This is a genomic window from Bacillus fonticola (assembly GCF_012955605.1).
In the GTDB taxonomy this organism is placed as follows: domain Bacteria; phylum Bacillota; class Bacilli; order Bacillales; family JC228; genus Bacillus_CG; species Bacillus_CG fonticola.
Genome location: NZ_CP052135.1, coordinates 937,587 through 961,907 on the forward strand (window position 1 = coordinate 937,587; position 24,321 = coordinate 961,907).

Sequence of the window (24,321 nt, forward strand, 5' to 3'; positions counted from 1 at the left end):
GGATAATGTATCGTATGATAGATGTAGAAAATCGTGCAACAAGGTAAGAAATAGAAAGGATGAATCGTATGGGAGCACTCAGTGTCCTCATTTTAGTAGTTGTCGGGGCTTTTATAGGGGGTATGACCAATTTTATCGCGATTAAAATGCTTTTTAGACCGTATACAGAGTGGCGCATCGGATCTTGGCGTGTTCCGTTTACACCTGGTCTTATTCCGAAGCGACACGGAGAACTCGCGGTACAACTTGGGAAAACGGTGGTAGAGCACCTTGTCACAAAGGACCAAATTGAACAAAAAATAAAGTCGGAAGAATTCCAAACAGGGATCAAGGAATGGGCACAATCCGAAGCGACCGACTTTTTCACACAGCAAAGCACGTGGAAAGAGTGGGTTGATGAACATCTTGGCGATGGCTCGGTCGCTCGATGGGAACAAACCGTTCACAAAGAAGCAGAATCGATCGTTTTTACTTGGGTAGATAATCATAAGGAAAGTACGGTCGGTGAACTATTACCAGAATCAATCGTTGAGTATCTTAATGCGGTACCCGGGCAATTGGCTACAGAAATATTAAGTCGAACGGAAGATTATTTTCAATCAGAAGAAGGCAAGTGGCGATTACAAAAAATGCTGGACAACTTTCTTGAAGAGCGCGGTATGCTAGGTGGCATGCTTCAAATGGTGCTCGGTAACGTCAACTTGATCGATCGCATACAGCCTGAGCTAATCAGATTTTTACAACATGACGGAACAAAGACGTTAACGGTTCGCTTGCTCACGAAGGAATGGGACAAGTGGAAGGGAAGTAGCTTAGAGGAGATGCAACAAAAGATCTCATTCGACCAAGAACAGGTGCAAAAGCTACTGCAAACCTTTTTACCCATTCAGAAAGCACTTGATACTCCAATCGAAAAGATTCCCGAAGAGTGGCGACACTCATTTTTACATAGGACGATTCCTACGTTAGTGACCCAGTTTACAACCGCGCTCGTACGGAATCTGGACGGTATTTTACAACGATTGCAGATCGAGCAGCTCGTCACAGATCAAGTGGCGTCGTTTTCTTTGCCTAGATTGGAAGAATTAATTGTGAGTATTGCGAAAAAGGAGTTGAAGATGATTACCTACCTGGGTGCGCTGTTAGGTGGCATCATAGCTCTCGTTCAAGCTGGGATCCTGACGATTCTCCCTTTGTGATCAAGGAATTGTTTTGTCATGTGTCCTTTTCGAGCACAATGCCTTTCGTCACTAAGAAGAGTCTGGTATAGTGGTGGGGAACCTACCTTGAGGAGGATCTCTAATGGCTACAAATGTTTATGACGTTGCCTACGAGCTAGAGACAGCTGTACGGCAAAGCGAAGAATACACAAAACTACAAGCTGCCTACCAAGTAGTGCAAGAAGACGAAGCAGCAAACCGTATGTTCCAGAATTTCCGCGACATTCAAATGAAGCTCCAGCAAAAGCAAATGGCTGGACAAGAAATTCAGCAAGAAGAAGTTGAACAAGCGCAAAAAGTAGCTCAACTCGTACAACAAAATGCTGAAATCTCTAAATTGATGGAAGCAGAACAACGAATGAGTCAACTCATTACAGAAATTAACAAAATTTCAATGAAACCGCTGGAAGATCTGTATCAAAACATGAATCTTGGTTAAATGTTAAAGCAGTTGCGAGCGCATGGATTTTCTTCAATGAAAATCCATGCGTTTTTGGTGTGGGCATAGCTAGGCGAGCCAGGCACTTAATAAACCATGCAGGCACGCGTGCCACGAATCAAGTTGCGCATAGTAGGGTAAGTGCTGAACAGTTTTACTTAGCTTAATTTGAAGGATGATCGGACGTTCGAATTGAATTAGAAGTGAGGAAATGTTATGAAACAGGGAGGATACTCTCTTCAGATGGGGGCAAGCGAATGCATCTATTTCTAAAGCTTGGATTAAATCTAATTAAGATGAGAAACCTTGCATTATTTCTCTCTACCGTTATTTTTATTGTTTTATGTACCGTTATTATGTATTACCTCGAACCTGATAACTTTGGAAGTCTGTTGAATTCTTTTTATTATGTGATGACAACCTTTTCCACTGTAGGTTACGGCGATTACTCTCCCGTGACAGTAGCCGGAAAGCTGTTCGCGGTACTTATGTATTTAATAGGGATTGGCTTACTAGGAGTCGTGATCGGAAAAATCGTGGATGCATTTACAATCTTCAGACGGAATAGGGAGGAAGGAAAAGTGGCCTACACTAAAGAAAACCACATCATTATTATTGGATGGGGAAAGAAAACAGAAACTGCAGTAAAAGAGATAATGGAATCAGATAAGGCTATTGACATTGTGGTCATTGATACTTTGCTAAAGGCACCCTTTGATGTCACACTCGACAGAGTTCACTATATCCAAGGAAACCCAACTGAGGAAGAGCCCTTTGAGAAGGCGAATATTTCAAAGGCGCGGGCAGCCATTATCTTTTCAGATGACAATATTCAAGAGCCTTCCTTACGAGATGCAAAGACCTTATCCGTATCGATTACTGTAGAGCGATTAGCACCCACTGTACATACTACTGTAGAGGTTATGGCAGAAAAAAACATCTCCAATTTTTCGCACGTGAAAGTAGACGAATTTATTTTATCCCAAGAAACTATCTCACGATTAGCGGTTCGTTCGGCGATGGATAAAGGTGTTAGCAGTGTGTACACCCAACTAATTAGTAGACAACAAGGGGAAGACCTTTATAAGATAGCCAAAAAGGAAAAGTGGATCACGTACCATGACGCTTTTCTAGATTTGCTCCAACAGGGTGCCACACTAATAGCTGACCGTGACGCGTTAAACATTAACAGACGACTTGACCAGCCAATACCGGATAATGCCGTACTATATGTGATTTGCAATAAAGAAACTTACCAACATTTGAGTAAAGAATAGTCACTTTTAGACTGAGCCAACATACCCGGTTGGCTTTTTTTATTGAAACGTGATACGGAATGCTGCGTAAGAGTAAAAGTACAGGATAGGAGGAGTACGAAACGTCGGAGGAGCGTCCGAACGTGGGATAGGAGCGTCCGAACGTGGGATAGGAGCGTCCGAACGTCGGATAGGAGCGTCCGAACATCGGATAGGAGCGTCCGAACATCGGATAGGAGCTTGGAAGGGATAGTGATGTAATAAATACACAAAAACCTATTTTATAGATAATTAGTCAGTATCCACGCACTGTCTTGTTCTAAACCACCCTATCCTCCCATAAGTGTATTAATAGACGTGCAGCGAAGAAGGAGGGATTTCGGTGGTCGATCGATTGTTCGCAGTATCAATTGAGGGCACCATTGTCAGTCCACAAGGAAAACTACTGAAATCGGCAAAAGAGGCGTTTGAATTTGTGCAACAAAAGGGAATTCAAGTAACGCTCATTACCTCGAGACATCATGCGTTTGCCAGACGAATTGCGAAGCAGTGTAAAATACCGACTGTGTCTATTAGTCATCACGGAGCGTTCATTTCTTCCGCTTCAAATAAAACCATTTTTGCAAAACGGGTGCCAGAGGATGTCACCTACGACGTCGTTACGTTTTTAGACTCATTTCCATGTTCGGTACGTTGTAACCAAGAGCGCTTTTCTGTGAGTAACGAGTTACCTGAGCAAAAGCAGTTAATGGCACGCGCTATTTTCTCCCCAGGTGACCGCTTTCCGTACCAACATCGATTTGTGAACGATCTGCGTGCAGCCATTGAAGACGAACAATTAGAGCCACTGCACATAGATGTCGTGTTTGAGCACCCAGAAGACGCACGAGATGCTGAAGATGCTTTGCGCTCAATGTTCGCAGATGAGATTGAGTTGACACGATCTGGAGATGACTGTTTGTATATCGTAGCAGCAGGTGTTTCGAAGTTTGCAAGTTTGCATTATGTAATGGAACACAATCGATTTTCACGCGATGAGGTTGTGGCAATGGGGACGAATAGGGAGGACCTGGATTGGATGTCCTTAGCTCATATGCGCGTGGCCATGGGGAACTCAGACGTAGAAGTGAAGCAGAATGCCGGGTGGATTACACGTTCCGTTGAAGAAGACGGGGCGGCCTATATGATGCAGGAACATTTTCGAAAGCAACAGCCGATTGAGTTTTTGAAGAAAATGAATTTTATTGAGTGATTTATATAGAGATAGAGCGTTGTAACAAGAGACGCTCTTTTTTTATTGAAATTTGATCCTGAACGCGGATATTTGCCCCCGGCCGCGGATATCGTGCCCCGAATACATGACACAGTAATGATGCAAAGCTTGACAAACGTCCCCCACTCTTCTATTTTGGACACACTGACAAGCTTCAGAGCGATATTAACCGAAACATCATAAAAAAGGATGGAAAGTAATGAATATAACCATTTGTGGTTTACCGAACCCGAAATATGAACGAGCGGTCCAACGTGTGGTGGACTTATTTTATGAAGATACAAAAGTTGTGGAGCAACAGGCCGATTTGACGATTACATTCGAAGTGAAACTGTCAAGTGTTCGCGTTACGTTAGACGACGAGCACTCGATCGTAGGAAAAGAAGCTTTCCCACTAAAAGCCGAGGAGGATCAAGTCAAAAAAGCGTGTTTGCGCGCTCTTCTAGTGGCACTCGAGCAAAAAACAGGTATGAAACAAAAATGGGGGATTCTCACTGGCGTTCGCCCGACAAAACTCGTGCATAAGGCGTCGGAGGCTGGAGAGGACAAAGAGATTATTTCCGATCGCCTTCAAGAGGAGCAGAAACTTCATCCCGAAAAAATTGATTTACTTCACCGAATTGTTAGCACTCAGCAAAAAGCGATTCCCGATTTGTACAAGTTAAAAAAAGAGGTAAGCATTTATATCGGAATCCCTTTTTGTCCAACAAAATGTGCGTACTGTACGTTCCCTGCATATGCAATTCAAGGCAAACAAGGCAACGTCAATGCCTTTTTGCATGGGCTTCACGTCGAGATGGAACGCACGGGTGAATGGCTACGCGAACACGGAATCGGAATTACTACGATCTATTTTGGTGGAGGAACGCCAACTAGTATTACAGCAGAAGAAATGGACGCGTTGTACGAGCATATGTACAAAGTGTTTCCAAACATGGACAAGGTTCGTGAAGTCACAGTAGAAGCCGGTAGACCCGATACCATTACTGTAGAAAAGCTACGCGTGTTGAAGAAGTGGGGAATTGATCGCATTAGTGTCAACCCACAGTCTTATACGCAAGCCACTTTAAAAGCAATTGGCCGCCATCATACAGTGGAAGAGACGATCGAGAAGTATCATTTAGCTCGCGAGATGGGTATGACAAATATCAATATGGATCTCATTATCGGATTGCCGAATGAAACGGTGGAGACGTTTGAGCATTCTCTTGCAAAAACAGCTGAGTTGATGCCAGAGTCGCTAACTGTTCACACGCTCAGCTTTAAACGTGCCTCCCATATGTCTCAAAACCGTGATCGTTATAAAGTAGCGAGCCGAGATGAAGTGATGCGTATGATGAAAACGGCAGAAGCGTGGGCAGAGCCTCATGGATACAAACCGTATTACTTGTACCGGCAAAAAAACATCCTTGGTAATTTGGAAAATGTAGGGTACGCTCAGCCTGGACAAGAGAGTCTCTACAATATTTTGATCATGGAAGAATTGCAAACGATTATCGGGCTCGGATGTGGCGCTTCAAGCAAATGGGTACATCCTGTGACTGGCGCTATTTCTCGCTTTGCTAATCCAAAGGAACCACGGGCTTATGCGTTAGGATTTGAGGCGTATACGGAGAAAAAATTGCAGCAGATGCAGCAATTGTTCTTTGGACAAAATACGACAACTTAATAGTACCCCGAACCAGCCAGCACAGTAATTGCAGGCTGGTTTTGTTTGTCCCTCCATTCAAATTTCTAAAGTGTGAATACAGTTTGCACAATTTGTACAAATTGTGCATATAAATGTTATCATAGGAGGTGAAGGGAGAGGTGAGTATGTTAAAAGAGTACGGTTTCTCTACAGCTCGTAAGAACTTTACGACTGTTTTTGATGATGTTCAGAATTACATCCCATCTCTAATTAGAGCGCGTAAGCAAACTGAAACGGATGGCATTATGATAAGCCGTTTAGTGCTTGCTGAGATATTAGAACGGTATCCATTTGAAATTGACATAAGATTAGAGGAAGACGGTTCTTATTGGGTGTGGATTCAGCCAATTAACGAATATGCAACAGGAAATACAGAAGCGGAATGCCGTCAAGCTGCAGTGGAAGTAGCACGAGAATTCGCCGAGGATTTAATCAACGAACCTTTTATGTTCCAAGCAAAGAATACGCGACCCCTTATCCCATATGCCATGCGTATTTTGTTATGTGATAACTCGCAAGAAGTGGAACAATTACTATTTGGAGCGGAACTTGCCGAGGTTTAGGGACTTAAAGCGATATTGTGAGTGGAATGGGTGGGAAGAATACAAAAAGGGGTCAGACCATTATCACTATCGTAAGTTGATCAACGGACAATGGAAAAAAACACGGGTATCTCATTCATTAGGAAAAGAGATACCTCCACGAATTTGGAAAGAGATTTTGAAACAATTGGATACGAACCAAGAGGAATTTAACCGGAATAGTTAATTTACGTCGTATCTTGGTCTTAAAGAAAGGCTGTTTTTCTAAAAGATTGTTGCTCTTTTAATGAAATCCTCATTACACAGTAGCTGTATGATACAAATTCATGTTGCTAAATATCGCTCCGGAAATACACATCGCTTTCCGCGGGCTCGAGCTGAGCCTCCTCGCTCGCAAAGAACGCTCCCTGTGGAGGCCCACAGGACGTGGGTCAGAAAGGCGTTGCCACAGGACGGGGTGCTCTCAGCCTTTCCTCCTTTTTAGCGTCTTCGCTTTCCCGCAGGAGTCTACGTGTATTTCCTTCGCTAGTTTTGATTCGTCATCTGATCAGGCACCGCCGAAAGAAGAAAAGCCCAAAACTGAACCTAAAAAACGCGGTCGAAAACCGAAGGCAGAGCGTGAGCAGTGGCTCGGAGCATTCCTCCCTGAGTCTGAGCATTCCTTCCTGAGTCTGAGCATCCCTCCCTAAGTCTGAGCATCACTCCCTGAGTCTGAGCATTCCTCTCTGAGTCTGAGCATTCCTCCCTGAGTCTGAGCATTCCTCTCTGAGTCTGAGCATCCCTCCCTGAGTCTGAGCATCCCACTCTAAGTCTGAGCATTCCTCCCTGAGTCTGAGCATTCCTCTCTGAGTCTGAGCATTCCTCCCTGAGTCTGAGCATTCCTCTCTGAGTCTGAGCATCCCTCCCTGAGTCTGAGCATCCCACTCTAAGTCTGAGCATTCCTCCCTGAGTCTGAGCATTCCTCCCTAAGTCTGAGCATTCCTCTCTAAGTCTGAGCATCCCTCTCTGAGTCTGAGCATCCCTCCCTGAGTCTGAGCATTCCTCCCTGAGTCTGAGCATCCCTCTCTGAGTCTGAGCATCCCTCCCTGAGTCTGAGCATCCCACTCTAAGTCTGAGCATTCCTCCCTGAGTCTGAGCATTCCTCTCTGAGTCTGAGCATCCCTCCCTAAGTCTGAGCATTCCTCCCTGAGTCTCCGAACAAGCTGAAAAAGAAGCGGATTTTCCACTTTTTGAGAGAAAACCGAAGCTCAATTAGATGCATCTGTAGCGGAATTACGTGCTGAAGTCCCTCAAAACCCTACTTGGGGCGTCAAAAAGAACAGTGAAGGGAAGAACGTCTTTTGGTATGGCTACAAGGGGCATCTGACTGTCGGCACATCGAGTCAATACATACTACAGACCCTTTTCTCATCGGGTAGTCTGAACGATGGAAAGGCAGCGATCCCACTATTAAAGGGAATTCATGAACGTCTTGCTCTTCCCGACATACGCTATCAGACCATGGACGCCGGCTATGATTATGACCCTATTTATAACAAGTACATCGAATGGGGCATCTTTTTAAGTAACTACTATTCTGCTGGTCTGTGTATTTTTAAAAAGAGCAATTATGAAATTGATTCACTTAATAAGCTATAGTAAAAAAAACAAAGGTTACCTTCTCACAGAATGAGAGGGTTTTTATTTTTGCAAAAAACGGAAAGTGTGTTGACAAAGGGCAGCACCGCGTATATATTGTGTATGTATGATATATACAGTATGAACAGAAATGAAGGGATCTCATGAGAATCATCATTTCCAATCAAGCGAAAGAACCGATTTACGAACAGATCGTCACGCAAATTCGGCAGCACATTTTAAACGGTGAGCTTGCAGAAGGTGAGGCGCTGCCGTCGATTCGGTTATTGGCTAAAGAATTACAAGTCAGCGTAATTACGACAAAAAGAGCGTATGAGGAGCTCGAAAAAGAAGGATATACCGATTCGGTCGTTGGGAAAGGCTCGTTCGTTTCTTCGCAAAATAAGGATTTGCTAAAAGAGAAGCAACGAAAAATCATCGAGGTGAAGCTGACAGAGGCGATCGAAATTGGAAAAACAACAGGTATCCCTCTGGATGAGTTAGTGGAGATGCTACAACTTCTTTACGAGGAGGATGAGTGATGGAGGCCGCAGTAACGTTTCAAGGCGTGTCGAAAAAATTCAAAGACTTTGCTGTTGAAGATTTGACCTTCACCATTCCAAAAGGGTATGTCACAGGCTTCATTGGGGCAAATGGAGCGGGAAAATCAACGACAATTAAACTACTCTTACAGCTTATTGATCAAGATCAAGGTACCATTCAAGTTTTAGACATGGACTATTCAAAACACGAACTCGACATTAAAGAGCGCATAGGCTTCGTATTTGACGAAAACGTGTTTTACGAAGATTTGACCGTCCAACAAATGAAAAGATTCATTGCCAAGTCTTATAAACAATGGGACGAAGCTTTGTTTCAAGAATATGTTATCAAGTTTAATTTGCCGTTGAAAAGAAAGATCAAGAAGCTTTCTAAAGGGATGAAAATGAAAACAGCACTAGCATTTGCTTTGTCTCATCACGCAGATTTACTTATTATGGATGAGCCGACTTCGGGACTAGATCCAGTTATGCGCCGCGACCTGCTAGATATGTTTCAAGAGATTATGCAAGATGAGGAAAAAACCATTTTCTTCTCCACACACATCACAACAGATTTAGAGCGAATCGCGGACTTTATTTTGTTTATGGATGAAGGGAAGCTCTTACTAGACTGCCCACTTCATGAAATTAATGAACAGTACGGGTTGGTCAAGGGAGCCAATGAGTTATTAGACAACGATACGAAAAAAGAATTTGTCTCTATTCGCCAATCAAAGCTAGGATTTGAAGCTTTAACGAAAGATGTAGAGCGAGCAAAGGAATTGTTTGGGGATGAAGTCATCATTGAGAATGTGGGCTTAGAAGAAATGATGTACTTCTTCAAAAAAGGAGTATCAGCATGAGTCAGTTAGTTCTAAAAGATATTCTCATTCAGAATAGATTGATGCTCATGTATGTAGGGTTAGTTGTACTCTATTTGTTCTTGCAAATTCCGTTCATGTACTCTATTTCTATTATCGCGGTCATGTACATTATCAACACGCATTATTACGAGCGGCGAGGGAATACAAGTTTGCTAATGAACAGTTTGCCATACACACGTAAGCAGATTGTGACTTCAAAATATATAGGAGCAGCGATCGCTACTTTCGGTTTTACGATCATGACCTTACTTCTTCAATCTCTGTTTACTTTATTACTTCCAAACCCCATTGAACACTTGCCGTTTACGGGTCGAGAGATTGGAACGAGTCTTCTAGTCGTTATGGTCACGACTGCTGTTTATCTACCAATCTATTACAGATTCTCAAATAATTATTTACTAATTGGGATGTCTTTTGTCATTGTTTTAAGTCTTGTACTCGCAGGGAATCTTGTCGAAAATATTAGCATGCTTTCAAGCTGGATGGAATGGTGGAACACGTTACCTATAGTACCTACAATCGGTGTTGGTTTGTTTGTGTTCATTGTGATATATGGTGGATCTTGGTGGCTCTGCCTAAGAATTTATGAGAGGAAAGACTTGGTGTAGCGTGGAGGCAGAGTCATGTGCCTCCACAACAATCTTACGGACGAAAGAGAAGCAGCTTCCCAACGGAATTGACGAGCCGATGTGTTGTGTGCAGAGCATCCTTCTCCGTTAATTTGTCCGTCCCGATTTGTTTTGCCTCATCATCAGACGCAGCTTCAAACTTTTCATCAAGTAGCTTTGTGCCTTTGGCGTCAAAGGCTGTTAACGTATATTGTTTCATTGTAATTCACTCCCTTGTATAAACCTGTTCGTAGATATGTAAGCATCATAAAATGTAATTCGACAAAAAGTTTGTGAATCCTTTTCCAAAATTATTCGTAAAGGATATAGGCAAAGTAAAGGAGGCCGCTTAGATGGCATTAGCGTTGGAAGGCGTTACAAAACAATTTAGTAAACAAACGATAGCTGTTAGAGACTTACATCTTGAAGTACCTGAAGGAGAAATGTTCGGGTTTCTTGGAGCGAACGGAGCGGGAAAAACGACGACATTTCGAATGATTTTAGGACTTCTTTCTCCAACAAATGGCTCCATTCGCTGGAACGGGCAAAAAATCTCGTATAAAACGACAAATAATATCGGGTATTTACCAGAGGAACGTGGTCTATATCCGAAACTTACAGTGAAGCAACAACTTACGTATTTAGCCAAATTAAAAGGGGTTAAACCAGCTGACTCGAATCGTGAGCTTGATCGTTGGTTAGAACGCTTTGAAGTACCAGAGTACAAAAAAAAGAAAGTGGAAGAACTCTCTAAAGGAAACCAACAAAAGATCCAGTTTATCGCGTCTGTGTTGCACAAGCCGCAACTACTCATTTTGGACGAACCGTTTAGTGGGCTTGATCCAGTGAATGTAGAAATGTTGAAGGCAGCGGTGTTAGATTTAAAGCGCGAGGGAACGTCGATCGTATTTTCCAGCCACCGCATGGAGCATGTCGAGGAGCTTTGCCAAAATTTATGCATTATGCACCACGGTTCTCCAGTTGTACAAGGCGATTTAAGAGAAGTAAAGCGTTCTTTCGGTAAGAAAAATGTGACGGTGCATGCGGATTTTGATTTATCCTTCTTAAAGGAAATAACTGGAGTCGTTAGTGCAAAGGAAAAGACAGAAGGATATCAGTTTCAAGTAACAGGAGAAGACGTTGCCGAGCGGATGCAAGAAGCGCTGCAAGGCAAAGGATTTGTACGTAAGTTTGAATTAGAAGAGCCGTCTCTTCATGATATTTTTATAGAAAAGGTGGGTAAAAAATATGAATAAATTTTTTACAGTGATTGGACACACCTACCTAAGTAAATTGAAAAACAAGTCGTTTATTATCTCTACAGTCATCATGATGGGGCTCGTTGTGGTGGTTGCGAATTTATCAAATATCATGGACGCTTTCAACGGCTCCGAAGACGGGGAACGAGAGCAAGTCGTTGTCGTTGACGAGGCGAACGGGTTATTTCCAGTATTAATGGATCAAGTATCTGTGATGGATCCTGAGTTAGAGCTTGTGGAAGGAACTGAGGATTTAGCCGCGTTGCAAGCTCGAGTTTCAGAAGGAGAGTATGAGGCCTTAGTCGTTTTGAGAGCCGATGAAAATAACCTTCCGGAAGCGACTTGGTATGCGAACGACTTAATGACAACGAGCACGTTAACCACTGTAGAAACGAGTTTACAAGAAATAAAGCGTGTATTTACCGCACAACAGCTTGACTTGACCGCTGAAGAAGTAGCCAGCTTGAATGAGCCTGTTTCTGTAGAACGGGTGGCACTCGAAGAAGGCGCGAAGTCAGAAGAAGAGTTAAATGAAACAGAAGGAATCGTGTATGTCATACTATTTGTCATGTATATGGTGGTTATTATTTACGGAAGCATGATTGCGACAGAAGTAGCCACAGAAAAGTCATCTCGGGTTATGGAGATACTTGTTTCCAGCGTTCCACCGGTCCAACAAATGTTTGGGAAAATTATCGGCATTGTACTCGTCATGATCACACAGCTAGGTTCTGTTTTACTCGTCGGGTATTTGACGATGACACAAGCTTTAGCTGCCTCACAACGAGAGATGATTTTCGATATGATCGGTCTCTCCGGGGCTAACGCAGTCACACTCACTTACGGAATTGTATTTTTAGTTCTTGGCGTTTTATTATATGCGACACTCGCAGCATTCCTAGGTTCCATCGTAAGTCGATCTGAGGACGTCCAACAAGCGATTGCTCCTATGATCTACATCATCATGATCGGATTTTTCTTAGCGATATTTGGCTTAAATGATCCGAGCATGCCTGTGATTACAGTGGCATCCTATATTCCCTTTTTCACTCCACTTCTCATGTTCTTACGGGTAGGTATGTTGTCAATTCCTGCTTGGGAAGTGGCATTAGGAATCAGCGTGCTCGTAGCGTCAATTGGTTTGTTAGCTTATTTCGGAGGTCGTGTCTACAAGGGTGGCGTGTTCATGTACGGCAAAACGAATTCTTGGAAAGACATTTTCCGTGCGTTTAAGATGGGGAAAGAGTCTTAATAAAGTAAAAGAGATGGCCTGATGGTCATCTCTTTTTACTTGGCCCTTTTCGAATCTTTTGTTGATTTTTCTATACAGTAATCCCATGATGCGACGTACCGCACATTCATAGTGCCTGAATACCGCTCCGGAAATACACTTCGCTTTCCGCGGGCTCCGCGCTGAGCCTCCTCGTTCGCAAAGTACGCTCTCTGCGGAGGCCCACAGGACGTGGGTCAGAAAGGCGTTGCCACAGGACGTGGCGCTCTTAGCCTTTCCTCCTCTTCATCGTCTCCGCTATTCCGCAGGAGTCTACGTGTATTTCCTCCGCTGGTTTTGAACTTATATCGCACGAAGAAAATGGTGAGTGCATTTTAAGACTCACCAGTATTGAACTTACAACTTAATAAGTGAAGTTTTGACTCGCTATCTGTTCGTTGATTGGAGCGGAGGGCGGCGACTCCTGCGGGATCAGCGGGACAGGTGAGACCCCGCAAGAGCAAAGCGACGAGGAGGCTCACCGCCCGCCCCGCGGAAAGCGTCCGCCTGCAGCGGAAATCAACATAGCAGTATGTCGCATCATACAGCTACTGTGTAACGAGATTTCATTAATAAAGCAACAACCTTTTAGAAAACAGTCTTTTACTTAGATGTCTTCAAGTGCCTCTTCATCAAATAGGTACTCTAAACAGACAAAACCAGATTTGCGAACAGCAATGTATATACATGAGAAAGTGCTCATCGCTGTTTAAGACCCGAACATTTGTGCTATAATGGTAACAATTAGCTAGTAAAGGACGTGTGTGACATGAAGCTACTCCACACCGCTGATTTGCATTTAGATAGTCCGTATCGAGGCGTAGGGACATTGCCAAATCACATTGCAGAGCGACTGAAGGGAAGCGGATTTCGGGTACTAGACCAACTAGTGGACATCGCCATGTCAGAGAGGGTCGATGCTGTCGTCGTGGCGGGAGATGTGTACGACCGTGATACGCGGACGCTTCGAGCAGAGTTACAGTTTCGTAGAATGTGTTCGCGATTGAACGCAGAGGGCATTCCAGTTTTTGTCGCTCACGGAAATCATGACTTTTTACAAGGGATTACGCACGGATTAGAGTTTCCTGAACAAACCTATTTATTTTCAGGGGAGGTAACCGAGTTTGTGGTAACAACAAAGTCTGGAGAGAAGTTATCTGTTCAAGGATTTAGCTATGAAGAGCGTCATCGAAAGGTCGCACCTGTACAAAGCTTTCTGAGAACGGGACATGCTGACGTATACGTTGGGGTACTACACGGAAGCGCAACTGGTCCGTCAGATCACGAGCGATATGCTTCCTTTTCAGTAGAAGACCTCGTAGCCTGTCAGCTTGATTATTGGGCACTAGGCCACATACATAAAGCCGCTACACTATGGGAACAACCACCGATAATTTATCCTGGAATTCCTCAAGGGAGACACAAACAAGAAGCTGGTGAAAAAGGGATAATCATTGCTGAGTGGACCGCTACTGGTGTAACGGTTCGTGCTGTCCGAACGGATGATATTACTTGGACCACAAAACAGTGGAGAGTGAACGAGACGGATCGGTTTGAGTATGTCATTGATGATTTGCTTAGTTGGAAGCAAGAAATACGCCAAAAAGAACGTGGACAGCTTGTTTCGCTAAGGCTCGTATTGCCAGAGAACTTTGTTTTTACCGAAGAGGAACGGTATGTCGTGCTCGAACATCTCCAGAGTGAGGAACACGAGCGGGACGATTTTGTATGGGTATATGAGGTGATGTATGAGGCAGATGGGGCAAACAACTCGCCACTTACCGATGGAGATCCGTTATCAAATTTGCTCATTGATGCAATGAATTCGTCGGTTCCTGATGCTCTGTTTCGCCCGTTATTTACAGTCCGTGGACAGGCTTCTTTAAGCTCTTTCTCACGAGAAGAGTTAGAAGAGATCACATCACATGCGAAGCAGCTCCTTACGTCTTATCAAATGAAGAGAGGGTGACGCGATGAAATGGTTAGAGGCACGCGTGTATGGGTTTGGAACACTTACTCCGGGTATATATTCCTTTCATCACGAAGCTCAATGTATTTACGGACCGAATGAAACGGGTAAAACGACGTTTGCTCACTTTTTGTCATCGATGCTTTGGGGGATGCCGAAGCGAAAAGATGGTGAACAACCGTATGCACCTAGGGACGGTAGAAGGTTTGGAGGACAACTAACGGTTGATAGTGACGATACGGGAATGTTTACGATTGAACGGATAAAAGATGACAGAGAAACGGTTACAGTAACCTTTGTAGATGGCACCATTCAAGATGGTTCTTGGCTAGAAGAGTGGCTGTCTCTTTCCTTTAAAGAGTTTGAATCTCTTTTTTGGTTACACCCACGAAACCAGGCTGATCTCGAGGGATTAACAGAAAAGGAATTTGGGAGATTGTTGCTCTCCACGGGCTTATCAGGTTCAGCACAATGGCTACATTTACAAAAGGAATTACAAACGAAAAAAGAAGAGCTCTTTTTGCCAAGAGGAAGAAAGCCAGTCGTCAATCAATATTTGAAACGACGTACAGAGGCTAAACGGCAATGGCAACAAAAGCGAAAAGAAGGCGATCTGTATCTTGAAGTGGAGAAAAGAGAGCAACAGCTATTCGAGGAATTGCAGGAAAAAAGAGCTGCTCTCGAGCGCACACACAACAGATTAAATCGTGAAATAGAATGGGCTTCCTACTGGCCAACGATCAAAGAGGAGCGTGCCTTGAGACCCCATTTGCCGAAAACACCTGTCAATTTCCCGTCTGAGGGAGACAGGCGTTATAAGGAAAAACAAGATCTTTTACGCTCAAATGAATCCGAACTAGAGACATTACGTGAACAACAAAAGTCGCTTGAGAGTCACATAGAATCACTGCAATTACCAAGTCGTGAATGGTACGAAGAAACGAAAGCCTTACTTCAAAAAAAAGAACGTACTGATATGCTGATAGATCAAATTGATGAATTGGGGAATAAGGAAAGCAGGTGGAGATCAGAATGGCAACCTGTAGAAGAGGCGTTGTTTACTCATTCACCTAACTCATCACCGCCGTCGTTAGAACCGCTTTGGCACGGTATCGAAGCTTGGCAAAAATTTGTCTACACGTTGGAGGAAAAAAGGGAAAAGCGGCAATCCATCGAACAGGATATCGTTTCTTTCCAGCGCCAACAACAAAATCTACGAGAAGAACAACCTTCCTCTGAAGACATAGAGGTAGCGGAAAAGATTGTCACAGAGTACGAACAACAGCTAGAAAATGAAAAGCGTTCCCAAGATGAAAGATCTACATTCGAGCGCTTGCAAGCACAACAACGTTACATGCACAAAATATGGTCGGGACTTCAAATCGGTTTTGCTGTGCTGCTTTGCTTTAGTGTAGCTCTATACGTTTGGTTTGAGGAGACGGCACCTGTTGCTGGCATCTTGGCAATCGTATCGATTGTACTATTTGGGCTGGTGACGTTTTTTCGTAAAAAGACTGCACATCTATGGCAGAACCCCTCTTTTAAAGAGGTACCACAGAGCAATCACACAAAAGATGAGTTCATCAAAGCGTGCTTACTTTTAGACCGGCACAGCGAGAGTGAACAACGGCAAGATGCGATACATGATCGCCTAACTGAGAGAAAGTTAGAGCAAGAACGCCTTGTACAAGAAGTTGAGAAACAAACGGAAGAGCAGGAAAATTTAACGAACTTAAGTTTGCAATTAGGAAGAGAGCTGGGCTTACCTTTTCGCGAGGAGCTTCTTCGCGCCCACCCAAAATCATATATGGAACGGGTGCGGGAGTGGCACGTAGCCAAAAAAGATAGTTTGAACGATATACGGCGCAAGGAAGCATTACAGCAACAATATGATGGAGTTTTGGAGCGATTGACGGCATGGGAGGCTGAGCACGCCACGGCAATTGCTTTGAACTCAATAGAAAGTCGATGGAGAAACATTGAACACACTTATCAGCAGTGGAACGAGTGGTCCCAGCAACGCAAAGAACAGGAGCGGGACCTCATACAGATAAAGCAGCGAATACACTTGTTACAAACAGAGAAATCACGACTCCATGAAGAGATATACGAATTATTCAAAGAGGCTGGTGTAGAAGATGAGGCAAACTTCTACAGGCGTTTTCAAGAGTGGAAGGCGCAGGAAGCTTATGCGCGCATAGTCCCAACGTTAGCAGCGTCGTCGTTTTCACAGGAAGAACGATTAGAAAAGGAACCACCCACAGAGCATAAGCAACAAACGCTGAGGGGCGCTTTGCAGCGGCTTCAACAAGAAGTGGACGGATTAACAGAAGCCTACACAGCGCAGCGTCATGTTCGAGAAGAAGTGGAGAGAAGCGGAATAGAGAGGGATGCCCTCCAAAATTTCATTGATGTCGATGAGAAGACACGAACCGCAGCAAAAGAATGGGCAGCGTATGAGTTGGCTACTCACTGGATGCAGCAAGTCACTAACCACTTTCAACAACATACGTTACCTGTGCTTCTTAAAACAACGTCAGAGTGGTTTTCAATCGTGACGGATGGAGCGTACACCAGTATTCAATACAGACCAGAAACAGGTTTATTGGGGGCAACTCATCGGAGTGGCATCACATATCCAGTTGAACAACTAAGTCAAGGTACAAAAGAACTCCTCCATGTCCTCATGCGAATGGCATTTGCCGTTCACCAGCCAATGAAGCGAACCGTCCCGTTTTTATTAGATGAATTATTTGCCCACATTGACGAAGAACGGGCGCGGCGATTGCTACCGTTTTTAAAGAACATTGCAAAAGACAGGCAAGTGTTTGTATTTACTTGTCACAGCTGGGTTACGGAATTATGGGCAGAAGTGGAAGTACCTGTCGTGTCGTTGCTTCCACAGGTGGAGAAAAAGAAATTTATGCAAACTCCGTAAGCTTGTTTTACAATGGAAGTAAGAAGGGAGAGAATGCGCATGGCCAAAGGGTTAACCATCTATGAATCAGGAGAATCTTTAGATCAATTTGCACTGATCAAATCGATGCAAAAAGGGACAGCCAGCAATGGTAAACCTTTTTTGACGTTACTATTTCAAGATAAAACAGGGGAACTGGAAGCTAAGCTGTGGGATGCGTCTTTAGAAGATGAAAAAACGTATGCACCGCAGACGATTGTGAAGATTCAAGGTGACGTCCAAACGTACCGTGGTCGGATGCAATTACGTTTACGCAGTATTCGTCCCGTTGCGGAAGGTGATGGCGTGACTGTTAGGGACTTTTTAGAAACAGCGCCGTTGTCTGAAGAAGAGATGGCATCGGAAATGACGCAATTTATTTTTGAAATGCGCAATCCAGCCATTCAACGCATTACCCGCCATTTAATGAAAAAGCATAACAAAGCTTTTTTGACGTATCCAGCCGCTACTCGTAACCACCACGAATTTGTGTCTGGGTTGGCTTACCATGTCGTGAGCATGTTGCGAATAGCTAAATCACTGGCTGATTTGTATCCATCATTAGATAGAGATTTGCTGTATGCAGGAATTTTATTACACGACCTCGGGAAAGTGACAGAACTCAGTGGACCTGTCGCAACAGAATATACAACGACGGGTCAACTGATCGGTCATATTAATCTTATGGTCACTGAAATTGCCGAAGCGGCTAAAGAGTTAGAGATTGAGGGAGAAGAAGTTGTCGTGTTGCAGCATCTTGTTTTAAGTCACCACGGCAAAGGAGAGTGGGGAAGTCCAAAGCCGCCACTCGTGAAAGAAGCAGAAATTCTTCATTATATTGATAACCTTGATGCGAAGATGAATATGATGGATCGTGCTCTAGATCGAGCGAAGCCAGGTGAGTTCACGGAGCGAGTCTTTGCATTAGAAAACCGTGCTTTCTATAAGCCTACTTTTTCCCGATCTTTGGAAAAGACGACAACATAAGCATAAACTGGACAACCCCCTCATACATTAGGAGTAAAGGATACTTGTGAAGGAGGGTACGACATGGATCTTCCGCTTTGGGTGATTGCCGTCGTCATCGGAGTTGTCTTCAGTGCGTTTATGACTGTCAAAACGACACGTGATGAACAGAAACAAGAGCAAGAATGGATTGAGCAAGAAGGTGAAGTGTTCGTTAAACGGATGGAAGAGGAGCGCGACGAACGTAGAGACCGACAAGTTTCACAAGGATAAAAATGTAAAAACGGTTGCCCTTTTTTGGGACAACCGTTTTTTAAAAGAAGAGGATTACTCATCTTCAGTATTTTCTTCTGTTTCAGTACCAGCGTCTTCTCCAGTCGCTGGATCCTCCTCTGAGGTTGTATCTTCCTCAGCTGTGCCACCCTCGGTATCTTCTTCTACCGCAGGTGCTGGTGGTGCTTCAGGCGCCTGGAAAGAATCCATCACTACTTGTAGATCTTCATCTGAAATGGATACGTTCGCCGCTTCAATCTCACGTGCCATTGCGGCTTGTACAGTTTGTTGGTCAAGCATACCGGAAAGAATTTCTTCTTCAATGTCGTCCCTCATATCTTCCAACGCAGGTTTTTCAAGTCGTTGGATAACATGCCAGCCGTTCTCTGTTTGTACAGGTTCGCTAATTTCATCAATTTCAAGGGCAGCGACAGCCTCTTCAAATTCAGGCACCATAACGCCTTTTTCGAACGCCCCTAAGTCCCCACCTTTTGATGCAGAACCAGGATCTGTAGAGTTTTCTTCAGCAAGTGTGGCAAAGTCTGCACCATCGTCTAGTTGCTGCTTAATATCGTTAGCTGCTTCCTCATCAGCCACTAAAATATGGCGTGCAGCGTATTCTTTTGCGTCGTAAGCCTCTTGAATTTGTTCATCCGTGACCTCAACTCCGTCCAAAGCGGCTTTTTCTTGAAGCATGCTCATTTTCAGCATCACACGAAGAGCATCCTCGTCTTGGAACCCGCTCTGTGCTAAAGCCATCTGGAACGAGTCACCAAGCTGTTCTTTCATGCCCGCTATTTCAGTATCAATTTCTTCTTCAGTTACTTCATATTTCTCGCTAAGAACTTTTTCAAGCAATAGTGTTTGCAAAGCTTGAGGACCTACTTGTGCCTTCATTTCTTCATATAACTCATTTTGTGTAATATTCCCTGCATCAGTTTCTGCGATCGTTGCAGAATCATCATTTTCGTTACTACAAGCGCCTAGAATGAGCACACCCGCAGTTAACGTTATTCCTAAAACCCATTTTCTCATAGAATTGTACACTCCTCTGTTGATGTGGCTATAGCCAGTCTCTCGGTGCAGTTGTGGGCTGACCGAGGAGGGACTGTTGAACTTGAATCACTTGACAAGGACAAGCCCAACGTATATTGAATACTATACCACAGGTGCCAATTCCGTCAAAAAGGAATGAGGAACATTCTATTACAATTTATTGACGAACAGTCGATGTTATAGAGATCGTCAAATTTCTTTCGAGCAAACTGGGCATCCGCCATGCCACTTTTATAGTTTCCACATATAGTGTTATCGAATAGCAAAAAAGGAGGTCAAAACAATGAGCTACGGTTATAGTTCTGGATTTGCGCTACTCGTCGTATTGTTCATTCTCTTGATCGTCGTCGGGGCAGCATACCTTTAAAAGGGACGTTCCGTAAAGAAAAAAATAAAAACGAAGACAGTCGCCTAGTCGCAAAGCTAGGTGGTTGAATAGAATACGGTAGATACCTTATAAAGGAGGTGTCACGATGGGTAACGCATACGGCGCGGGATTCGCATTGATTGTCGTGTTGTTCATCTTGTTGATTATCGTTGGAGCTGCTTGGCTATAAGCAGAAAAGGCGAAAGTACTCCTGAAAAAGGATGCTTTTACCGTATACCTTAAATAAGGAGGTGCCGCCACTATGGGTGGAGCTGGAGCTTACGGCGGAGGATTTGCACTTGTTGTTGTGCTTTTCATCCTTTTAATCATCATTGGGGCTTCTTGGTTATAAAAAAGATTCGCCACTCTCATTTGAGGGTGGCTTTTTCATGTCTGAACAAGTATCAAAAAGAAGCCCGATCAAATGAACGGGCTTCTTTTTAAGTGAAAAGAATTTCAATATAAGAACTCACAAGCAGTATGGTGACGAGAACATTAATTGTCCGAAATACTTTTCCGTGCCGGTCCTCAGGGATCTCTCGCTGTGCAATGAGAGAAGCCGTCATGTTGTTAATGGAATACAAGAAGAAAACGGCAAAAACAAAGAAAATAGAGACCATCCTGAAACCTCCTTTTCACTCTCCTATAAGAATACCAAAAATGATTAAAGAAAGATAGGGAGATCCCCTACCTTTCTTTAAAACTGGCTTACTCTGCAACTAATACTTCGCAACGATCACCATTCTCTTCAACAAAAGAACGGCGTGGACAAAGTAATAAAGATCGAACGAATGCAAAGTCAATGACACAAATCCCTGTATGGAAGGCAAACAGCAATGTGGTGTAATGAGCATACGCTGGGAAAGCAAAGAGTGCCACGAACATCAAGGATGTCATAACGAAAAATGGAAAAAGAAGACTACTTACGTATAGCGTCTTGGGTACAGGCTGAAGTAAGTTTATTTGAACGTAGGGTATAACGAAACATTTTCGCTTCCAATTATATTGACAATGTACTCTACACAGTGCTAATGGAACGGTGTGAAGCCACTTATGGAGCGGAAACATAAGATATACAGAAATGAAAAGGACAAGTGTGTTTGTATCTTTTAGCACAGGTGCAGCTATAAAAGCAGAAACAGGTATATAAAAAATTAAAAAGGATAAGAGCATAGTAATTACAGATAAAAGCGATATACGGTGAATGTCATCACGTCTTGTAAATGTAATTGTTTTCCAACAGTGCACTGTTAATCATCCTTCGTCATTCCGTCTATTTCAAAATCCTTTTCATACTTTACGACGGAGTGAAGGGAAAATCAATAGTTCTTTTGTAAATCTTTTCATTGACATTCAATTGAATAGTGTAAATCTCCGAACTCAAAAGAACGAAACCCCTTAAGAGCTGATTTGTTCCCATTTTGGAATGGAAGACGGCTCATTGCTTTTTTTTTGTAACGTTCCATTTCGATCTTCAAAGTCATACGTTACGTTATGAGTGCACTTCTCGAAAATTTCCATAAAATCATCACCGTAAACGTTACGGAGGATAGCCATAATATCGTGGAATTCTGGAAACTTTCCATATAAATGGCGAAGAGGAAGAGCCCCACTAAAAGCTGCGTTAGTTTCAGGTTCATAACTTTCCAGCGATTTCAGTAACAATTCTTCACCTTCTTCAGTTAATTGTACATACGTGTTCCGTTTGTCATCTTGTCGTTTTAATAAACATAACAATCCACGATCTTCTAACTTTTTAGAAAAATTAAAGGCTGTAGAGACATGCATAACCCCAAATTTTGCGACGTCCGATATCGAAGCACCGCCTAAATGATACGCAATCCACAAAATATGATGTTCATTTAAATTTAAGTCGAATGGCTTAATCCAACACTGCCAGTCCTTTTCGACTGCTTTCCATAGTGCCTTTGATAGTTGTGCCATTCGCTGGCTAAAAAGAAGGGCGTCACGTCTATCGTATGGTGGTTGTGTCAGTCTATTGACCCCAGTTTCCTTCATGGATCCTGCTCCCTCTTTTCTGTTATGTTTTTTTTGAAACGGATGCCTCTAATTGTGCTAACGTTCGTTGAATCTGTTCCACTTCTTCTTCAATATTGGTCATGTGTGGGTTTGTATGTTCATGCCAGTCCTCTACACTTGTCCTCACTTCTCCGACAAATTGAGATAAGGCTTGTTTGCTCTCTGTCGTAAGAGTTTTTACACCTCGTGTCACTTCTTGAAAACTTGTTTTGGAATCAGACAACAACGCTTTCCATTCAAAAGCTTGTTGGCGAATTTGTTGGATGAGGACTTTACCAGAATTGGGAGTTGTTAATAAAGTAGCAATACTTCCAATGGCACCACCAGCTAGTAACCCTACCCATAATGATTTTTTTCCCACGTTGATCACCTCAAGAATTCGTCTTGTTTATACAAAGTTCTACAAATTTCACAAAACTCCTCTTTTTCAGAAACTCTTTTTTACACGGACATACAGAGCTTGACCGCTTCATATAGTAGCGTAGAGCGGTTTCGAGGGAGGAGATAAGAATGACGATATTTGTCACAGTCCTATTTATCACAAGTGTACTCCTGTTTTTGGGAATGCTGAAGATGGTATTGACATGGAATCGTTCCCGTATGTATCCTCCAAAACCTGTTCTCCAAAAAAGGATACGTACATATGCAGCTGGGTCAGCGATCACATTCTTTTTTGCCCTATTGTTGTTTTATATGAACTAATGAAAAAGGAGAATCTCCCAAGCTGGGAATGGATTCTCCTTTTATTGTTTACATCGGCGCTAAAAACATTCTCTGTCGTTGGTGTTAGACAGTAGGTGTGTTATTCACTTCGTTTACAGAGCCAGTTCGTTGATGGAGTGATTTTGCAATTGGATAGATAACTGCCATGAAGATGGCACTTAATGCTGCTGTTGGCAACACGATTGAATAGAACATGATTCCGACTGCACCTGGCAATTCGATTAGGAAACTAGCAAATGTTAAAAAGAACAAGCCGGAAATCGTTGTACCTACGAAAGCAAAAATCGCAGCAACAGCCGTTTTTTGAAGTAGTTTTGCAAATAATGTATAAAGGCCAAGTAAAATGAGTGCGGTCAACACCTTGTCAATTAGGTTTGGAATAAAGGCACCAGCCATCCCGGTTAAGCCAGCAAGTACACCAGCAACAAACCCGACGATCAGCGTGTTTTGCAACTTTGGAAACAGCAAAATACTTAAAATCATCATGACCGGAATAAAGTCTGGTTTCATTCCACCAACGAGACCTGGTACGACTGCTTGTAAGACAGCCCCCATTCCAAGAAGTAAGGCCGACAGTACAAGTTCTTTTGTTTTCATTCTATTCTCTCCTCATCTCAACTTACTAATCTAAAAACCTCATCTCAACTGCTCACAGTATAACACAATTTGTTCAATTTGGGAATACGAAGTGTCACACAATTCTGGTAATAGATGGAGACCCATACGACGAGACGGGTTTCGCTTACATGGATGCAAGTGTGTTCGCTAACGGACAGAAAAGTGACCTCGATAACGAACTAGTCTGATGCAGCAAAAAATAAAAACGCCAAACAACAAAGTTTGGCGTTAGGAGATTAAGTTGTAGGGATTCGATTTGCAATGTCTCCAGCAATTTGTTTCAAATCATCTGGAGTGTATTGAGTATCGTGGGTTTTCCACACAGCCCCAAATCCGTCTCCCTTGCCATAACGAGGGATAAGATGAAGGTGGAAATGGTATACCGATTGACCAGCGTCTGCCCCGTTGTTGTTTAGCGTGTTAAGTCCTATCGGTGAATACGTATCTTTGATGGCGTTGGAAATCATTGGAACAACTGAAAACAGTTGACCAGCGACTTCAGGTGGCAAAGCATACACGTCTTGGTGATGCTGTTTTGGAATAACGAGTGTATGTCCTTTCGTCACTTGACTAATGTCCAAGAATGCATACACATGATCGTCTTCGTACACTTTCGCACTTGGGATATCGCCGCTTATTATTTTACAAAAGATACAATCGTTCATCGTAAAAAGTCCTCCCGTAACCACTTGTCTTTAGTAAGGAAGATTGTACCATAGTAGAAGGAAGGAACCAAGTCATGAGCGAAGGGAA

Annotated in this window: 28 protein-coding genes and 1 pseudogene; 21 read left to right on the forward strand and 8 right to left on the reverse strand. The window is 43.2% G+C overall.

Annotated features, from left to right (window positions below):
* Nucleotides 1–68 precede the first annotated feature (68 nt).
* The 11 genes and pseudogenes from HHK01_RS04595 to HHK01_RS04645 all read left to right on the forward strand — a co-directional run bounded on the left by HHK01_RS04595 (nt 69) and on the right by HHK01_RS04645 (nt 10,071).
* Nucleotides 69–1,199: a DUF445 domain-containing protein gene (locus HHK01_RS04595; protein WP_170006620.1), complete on the forward strand. Its 1,131-nt coding sequence runs from the start codon at nt 69–71 to the stop codon at nt 1,197–1,199.
* A gap of 103 nt (nt 1,200–1,302) precedes the next feature.
* The gene (locus HHK01_RS04600; protein WP_170006621.1) at nt 1,303–1,659 is read left to right on the forward strand and encodes a YlbF/YmcA family competence regulator; all 357 of its coding nucleotides are present in this window, start codon (nt 1,303–1,305) and stop codon (nt 1,657–1,659) included.
* Between the two features lie 257 nt (nt 1,660–1,916).
* Nucleotides 1,917–2,936 (forward strand): potassium channel family protein, encoded by a 1,020-nt coding sequence (locus HHK01_RS04605; protein WP_170006622.1) that lies wholly within the window; start codon nt 1,917–1,919, stop codon nt 2,934–2,936.
* Between the two features lie 361 nt (nt 2,937–3,297).
* Nucleotides 3,298–4,167 carry an HAD-IIB family hydrolase gene (locus tag HHK01_RS04610; RefSeq protein WP_170006623.1) on the forward strand — a complete coding sequence of 290 codons (870 nt, stop codon included), beginning with the start codon at nt 3,298–3,300 and terminating at the stop codon, nt 4,165–4,167.
* A gap of 220 nt (nt 4,168–4,387) precedes the next feature.
* Nucleotides 4,388–5,857, forward strand: a complete 1,470-nt coding sequence (locus tag HHK01_RS04615; RefSeq protein ID WP_170006624.1) for a coproporphyrinogen III oxidase — start codon at nt 4,388–4,390, stop codon at nt 5,855–5,857.
* Nucleotides 5,858–6,003: 146 nt separating this feature from the next.
* Nucleotides 6,004–6,441 (forward strand): hypothetical protein, encoded by a 438-nt coding sequence (locus HHK01_RS04620; protein WP_228027717.1) that lies wholly within the window; start codon nt 6,004–6,006, stop codon nt 6,439–6,441.
* Nucleotides 6,362–6,646, forward strand: a complete 285-nt coding sequence (locus tag HHK01_RS04625) for a type II toxin-antitoxin system HicA family toxin (RefSeq protein ID WP_228027658.1) — start codon at nt 6,362–6,364, stop codon at nt 6,644–6,646. The genes HHK01_RS04620 and HHK01_RS04625 overlap by 80 nt, the downstream gene beginning before the upstream one ends.
* Before the next feature lie 963 nt (nt 6,647–7,609).
* Nucleotides 7,610–7,973 (forward strand): annotated as a pseudogene (locus HHK01_RS04630) (transposase); the annotation flags it as partial.
* Nucleotides 7,974–8,201: 228 nt separating this feature from the next.
* Nucleotides 8,202–8,579, forward strand: a complete 378-nt coding sequence (locus HHK01_RS04635) for a GntR family transcriptional regulator (RefSeq protein ID WP_170006627.1) — start codon at nt 8,202–8,204, stop codon at nt 8,577–8,579.
* Nucleotides 8,579–9,442, forward strand: a complete 864-nt coding sequence (locus tag HHK01_RS04640) for an ABC transporter ATP-binding protein (protein WP_170006628.1) — start codon at nt 8,579–8,581, stop codon at nt 9,440–9,442. Before HHK01_RS04635 ends, HHK01_RS04640 begins: the two co-directional genes overlap by 1 nt.
* Nucleotides 9,439–10,071 carry an ABC-2 transporter permease gene (locus tag HHK01_RS04645; RefSeq protein ID WP_170006629.1) on the forward strand — a complete coding sequence of 211 codons (633 nt, stop codon included), beginning with the start codon at nt 9,439–9,441 and terminating at the stop codon, nt 10,069–10,071. Before HHK01_RS04640 ends, HHK01_RS04645 begins: the two co-directional genes overlap by 4 nt.
* A 34-nt stretch (nt 10,072–10,105) precedes the next feature.
* Here the strand turns inward: HHK01_RS04645 and HHK01_RS04650 are convergent, their stop codons facing one another.
* A complete protein-coding gene (locus HHK01_RS04650) occupies nt 10,106–10,291 on the reverse strand; it encodes a YhzD family protein (protein WP_170006630.1) in 186 nt (61 codons plus the stop codon).
* A gap of 133 nt (nt 10,292–10,424) precedes the next feature.
* On the opposite strand from HHK01_RS04650, the gene HHK01_RS04655 reads away from it, so the two are divergent.
* The 6 genes from HHK01_RS04655 to HHK01_RS04680 all read left to right on the forward strand — a co-directional run bounded on the left by HHK01_RS04655 (nt 10,425) and on the right by HHK01_RS04680 (nt 18,764).
* Nucleotides 10,425–11,327, forward strand: coding sequence for an ABC transporter ATP-binding protein (locus HHK01_RS04655; RefSeq protein WP_170006631.1), 903 nt, complete (start codon nt 10,425–10,427; stop codon nt 11,325–11,327).
* Nucleotides 11,320–12,582 carry an ABC transporter permease gene (locus HHK01_RS04660; protein WP_170006632.1) on the forward strand — a complete coding sequence of 421 codons (1,263 nt, stop codon included), beginning with the start codon at nt 11,320–11,322 and terminating at the stop codon, nt 12,580–12,582. Before HHK01_RS04655 ends, HHK01_RS04660 begins: the two co-directional genes overlap by 8 nt.
* Before the next feature lie 787 nt (nt 12,583–13,369).
* The gene (locus HHK01_RS04665) at nt 13,370–14,569 is read left to right on the forward strand and encodes a metallophosphoesterase family protein (protein ID WP_170006633.1); all 1,200 of its coding nucleotides are present in this window, start codon (nt 13,370–13,372) and stop codon (nt 14,567–14,569) included.
* 4 nt (nt 14,570–14,573) lie between these two features.
* Complete coding sequence (locus tag HHK01_RS04670) at nt 14,574–17,507, forward strand: AAA family ATPase (protein ID WP_170006634.1); 2,934 nt, start codon at nt 14,574–14,576, stop codon at nt 17,505–17,507.
* Between the two features lie 39 nt (nt 17,508–17,546).
* Entirely contained in the window at nt 17,547–18,512 is a 966-nt protein-coding gene (gene yhaM, locus HHK01_RS04675; RefSeq protein ID WP_170006635.1) for a 3'-5' exoribonuclease YhaM, read from the forward strand.
* Nucleotides 18,513–18,575: 63 nt separating this feature from the next.
* Entirely contained in the window at nt 18,576–18,764 is a 189-nt protein-coding gene (locus HHK01_RS04680; RefSeq protein ID WP_170006636.1) for a sporulation YhaL family protein, read from the forward strand.
* Between the two features lie 54 nt (nt 18,765–18,818).
* Here HHK01_RS04680 and HHK01_RS04685 read toward each other — a convergent pair whose 3' ends face one another.
* The gene (locus tag HHK01_RS04685; protein ID WP_170006637.1) at nt 18,819–19,799 is read right to left on the reverse strand and encodes a peptidylprolyl isomerase; all 981 of its coding nucleotides are present in this window, start codon (nt 19,797–19,799) and stop codon (nt 18,819–18,821) included.
* Between the two features lie 304 nt (nt 19,800–20,103).
* On the opposite strand from HHK01_RS04685, the gene HHK01_RS04690 reads away from it, so the two are divergent.
* From HHK01_RS04690 to HHK01_RS04700, 3 genes are all read left to right on the forward strand, one after another.
* Nucleotides 20,104–20,187, forward strand: a complete 84-nt coding sequence (locus HHK01_RS04690) for a YjcZ family sporulation protein (RefSeq protein WP_170008657.1) — start codon at nt 20,104–20,106, stop codon at nt 20,185–20,187.
* A 106-nt stretch (nt 20,188–20,293) separates the two neighbouring features.
* Nucleotides 20,294–20,377 carry a YjcZ family sporulation protein gene (locus HHK01_RS04695; RefSeq protein WP_170008658.1) on the forward strand — a complete coding sequence of 28 codons (84 nt, stop codon included), beginning with the start codon at nt 20,294–20,296 and terminating at the stop codon, nt 20,375–20,377.
* A 72-nt stretch (nt 20,378–20,449) separates the two neighbouring features.
* Complete coding sequence (locus HHK01_RS04700) at nt 20,450–20,539, forward strand: YjcZ family sporulation protein (RefSeq protein ID WP_170006638.1); 90 nt, start codon at nt 20,450–20,452, stop codon at nt 20,537–20,539.
* Between the two features lie 88 nt (nt 20,540–20,627).
* Here HHK01_RS04700 and HHK01_RS04705 read toward each other — a convergent pair whose 3' ends face one another.
* The 4 genes from HHK01_RS04705 to HHK01_RS04720 all read right to left on the reverse strand — a co-directional run bounded on the left by HHK01_RS04705 (nt 20,628) and on the right by HHK01_RS04720 (nt 22,588).
* Nucleotides 20,628–20,807, reverse strand: a complete 180-nt coding sequence (locus tag HHK01_RS04705) for a hypothetical protein (protein WP_170006639.1) — start codon at nt 20,805–20,807, stop codon at nt 20,628–20,630.
* 88 nt (nt 20,808–20,895) lie between these two features.
* A complete protein-coding gene (locus tag HHK01_RS04710) occupies nt 20,896–21,360 on the reverse strand; it encodes a DUF3267 domain-containing protein (RefSeq protein ID WP_228027718.1) in 465 nt (154 codons plus the stop codon).
* Nucleotides 21,361–21,585: 225 nt separating this feature from the next.
* Nucleotides 21,586–22,206: an HTH-type transcriptional regulator Hpr gene (locus tag HHK01_RS04715; RefSeq protein ID WP_170006641.1), complete on the reverse strand. Its 621-nt coding sequence runs from the start codon at nt 22,204–22,206 to the stop codon at nt 21,586–21,588.
* Nucleotides 22,207–22,228: 22 nt separating this feature from the next.
* A complete protein-coding gene (locus tag HHK01_RS04720) occupies nt 22,229–22,588 on the reverse strand; it encodes a YtxH domain-containing protein (protein WP_170006642.1) in 360 nt (119 codons plus the stop codon).
* A 149-nt stretch (nt 22,589–22,737) separates the two neighbouring features.
* Between HHK01_RS04720 and HHK01_RS04725 the strand changes: the two genes are divergently transcribed.
* Nucleotides 22,738–22,929 (forward strand): membrane protein YhzF, encoded by a 192-nt coding sequence (locus tag HHK01_RS04725; RefSeq protein WP_170006643.1) that lies wholly within the window; start codon nt 22,738–22,740, stop codon nt 22,927–22,929.
* Between the two features lie 84 nt (nt 22,930–23,013).
* Here HHK01_RS04725 and HHK01_RS04730 read toward each other — a convergent pair whose 3' ends face one another.
* Together HHK01_RS04730 and HHK01_RS04735 are read right to left on the reverse strand one after the other, a co-directional pair.
* Complete coding sequence (locus HHK01_RS04730) at nt 23,014–23,547, reverse strand: tryptophan transporter (RefSeq protein ID WP_170006644.1); 534 nt, start codon at nt 23,545–23,547, stop codon at nt 23,014–23,016.
* A gap of 257 nt (nt 23,548–23,804) precedes the next feature.
* Nucleotides 23,805–24,233 carry an HIT family protein gene (locus HHK01_RS04735; protein WP_170006645.1) on the reverse strand — a complete coding sequence of 143 codons (429 nt, stop codon included), beginning with the start codon at nt 24,231–24,233 and terminating at the stop codon, nt 23,805–23,807.
* Between the last annotated feature and the right edge of the window lie 88 nt (nt 24,234–24,321).

Excerpts from the sequence above, each read along its gene's own strand:
- HHK01_RS04605 (WP_170006622.1), top strand. The coding sequence starts at position 1,917 with ATGCATCTATTTCTAAAGCTTGGATTAAATCTAATTAAGATGAGAAAC.
- HHK01_RS04625 (WP_228027658.1), top strand. The coding sequence starts at position 6,362 with ATGCCATGCGTATTTTGTTATGTGATAACTCGCAAGAAGTGGAACAAT.
- HHK01_RS04695 (WP_170008658.1), top strand. The coding sequence starts at position 20,294 with ATGGGTAACGCATACGGCGCGGGATTCGCATTGATTGTCGTGTTGTTC.
- HHK01_RS04615 (WP_170006624.1), top strand. The coding sequence starts at position 4,388 with ATGAATATAACCATTTGTGGTTTACCGAACCCGAAATATGAACGAGCG.
- HHK01_RS04680 (WP_170006636.1), top strand. The coding sequence starts at position 18,576 with ATGGATCTTCCGCTTTGGGTGATTGCCGTCGTCATCGGAGTTGTCTTC.
- yhaM (WP_170006635.1), top strand. The coding sequence starts at position 17,547 with ATGGCCAAAGGGTTAACCATCTATGAATCAGGAGAATCTTTAGATCAA.
- HHK01_RS04620 (WP_228027717.1), top strand. The coding sequence starts at position 6,004 with ATGTTAAAAGAGTACGGTTTCTCTACAGCTCGTAAGAACTTTACGACT.
- HHK01_RS04685 (WP_170006637.1), bottom strand. The coding sequence starts at position 19,799 with ATGAGAAAATGGGTTTTAGGAATAACGTTAACTGCGGGTGTGCTCATT.
- HHK01_RS04725 (WP_170006643.1), top strand. The coding sequence starts at position 22,738 with ATGACGATATTTGTCACAGTCCTATTTATCACAAGTGTACTCCTGTTT.
- HHK01_RS04735 (WP_170006645.1), bottom strand. The coding sequence starts at position 24,233 with ATGAACGATTGTATCTTTTGTAAAATAATAAGCGGCGATATCCCAAGT.
- HHK01_RS04660 (WP_170006632.1), top strand. The coding sequence starts at position 11,320 with ATGAATAAATTTTTTACAGTGATTGGACACACCTACCTAAGTAAATTG.
- HHK01_RS04700 (WP_170006638.1), top strand. The coding sequence starts at position 20,450 with ATGGGTGGAGCTGGAGCTTACGGCGGAGGATTTGCACTTGTTGTTGTG.
- HHK01_RS04670 (WP_170006634.1), top strand. The coding sequence starts at position 14,574 with ATGAAATGGTTAGAGGCACGCGTGTATGGGTTTGGAACACTTACTCCG.
- HHK01_RS04595 (WP_170006620.1), top strand. The coding sequence starts at position 69 with ATGGGAGCACTCAGTGTCCTCATTTTAGTAGTTGTCGGGGCTTTTATA.
- HHK01_RS04600 (WP_170006621.1), top strand. The coding sequence starts at position 1,303 with ATGGCTACAAATGTTTATGACGTTGCCTACGAGCTAGAGACAGCTGTA.
- HHK01_RS04690 (WP_170008657.1), top strand. The coding sequence starts at position 20,104 with ATGAGCTACGGTTATAGTTCTGGATTTGCGCTACTCGTCGTATTGTTC.
- HHK01_RS04640 (WP_170006628.1), top strand. The coding sequence starts at position 8,579 with ATGGAGGCCGCAGTAACGTTTCAAGGCGTGTCGAAAAAATTCAAAGAC.
- HHK01_RS04665 (WP_170006633.1), top strand. The coding sequence starts at position 13,370 with ATGAAGCTACTCCACACCGCTGATTTGCATTTAGATAGTCCGTATCGA.
- HHK01_RS04705 (WP_170006639.1), bottom strand. The coding sequence starts at position 20,807 with ATGGTCTCTATTTTCTTTGTTTTTGCCGTTTTCTTCTTGTATTCCATT.
- HHK01_RS04635 (WP_170006627.1), top strand. The coding sequence starts at position 8,202 with ATGAGAATCATCATTTCCAATCAAGCGAAAGAACCGATTTACGAACAG.
- HHK01_RS04645 (WP_170006629.1), top strand. The coding sequence starts at position 9,439 with ATGAGTCAGTTAGTTCTAAAAGATATTCTCATTCAGAATAGATTGATG.
- HHK01_RS04730 (WP_170006644.1), bottom strand. The coding sequence starts at position 23,547 with ATGAAAACAAAAGAACTTGTACTGTCGGCCTTACTTCTTGGAATGGGG.
- HHK01_RS04655 (WP_170006631.1), top strand. The coding sequence starts at position 10,425 with ATGGCATTAGCGTTGGAAGGCGTTACAAAACAATTTAGTAAACAAACG.
- HHK01_RS04650 (WP_170006630.1), bottom strand. The coding sequence starts at position 10,291 with ATGAAACAATATACGTTAACAGCCTTTGACGCCAAAGGCACAAAGCTA.
- HHK01_RS04710 (WP_228027718.1), bottom strand. The coding sequence starts at position 21,360 with ATGCTCTTATCCTTTTTAATTTTTTATATACCTGTTTCTGCTTTTATA.
- HHK01_RS04715 (WP_170006641.1), bottom strand. The coding sequence starts at position 22,206 with ATGAAGGAAACTGGGGTCAATAGACTGACACAACCACCATACGATAGA.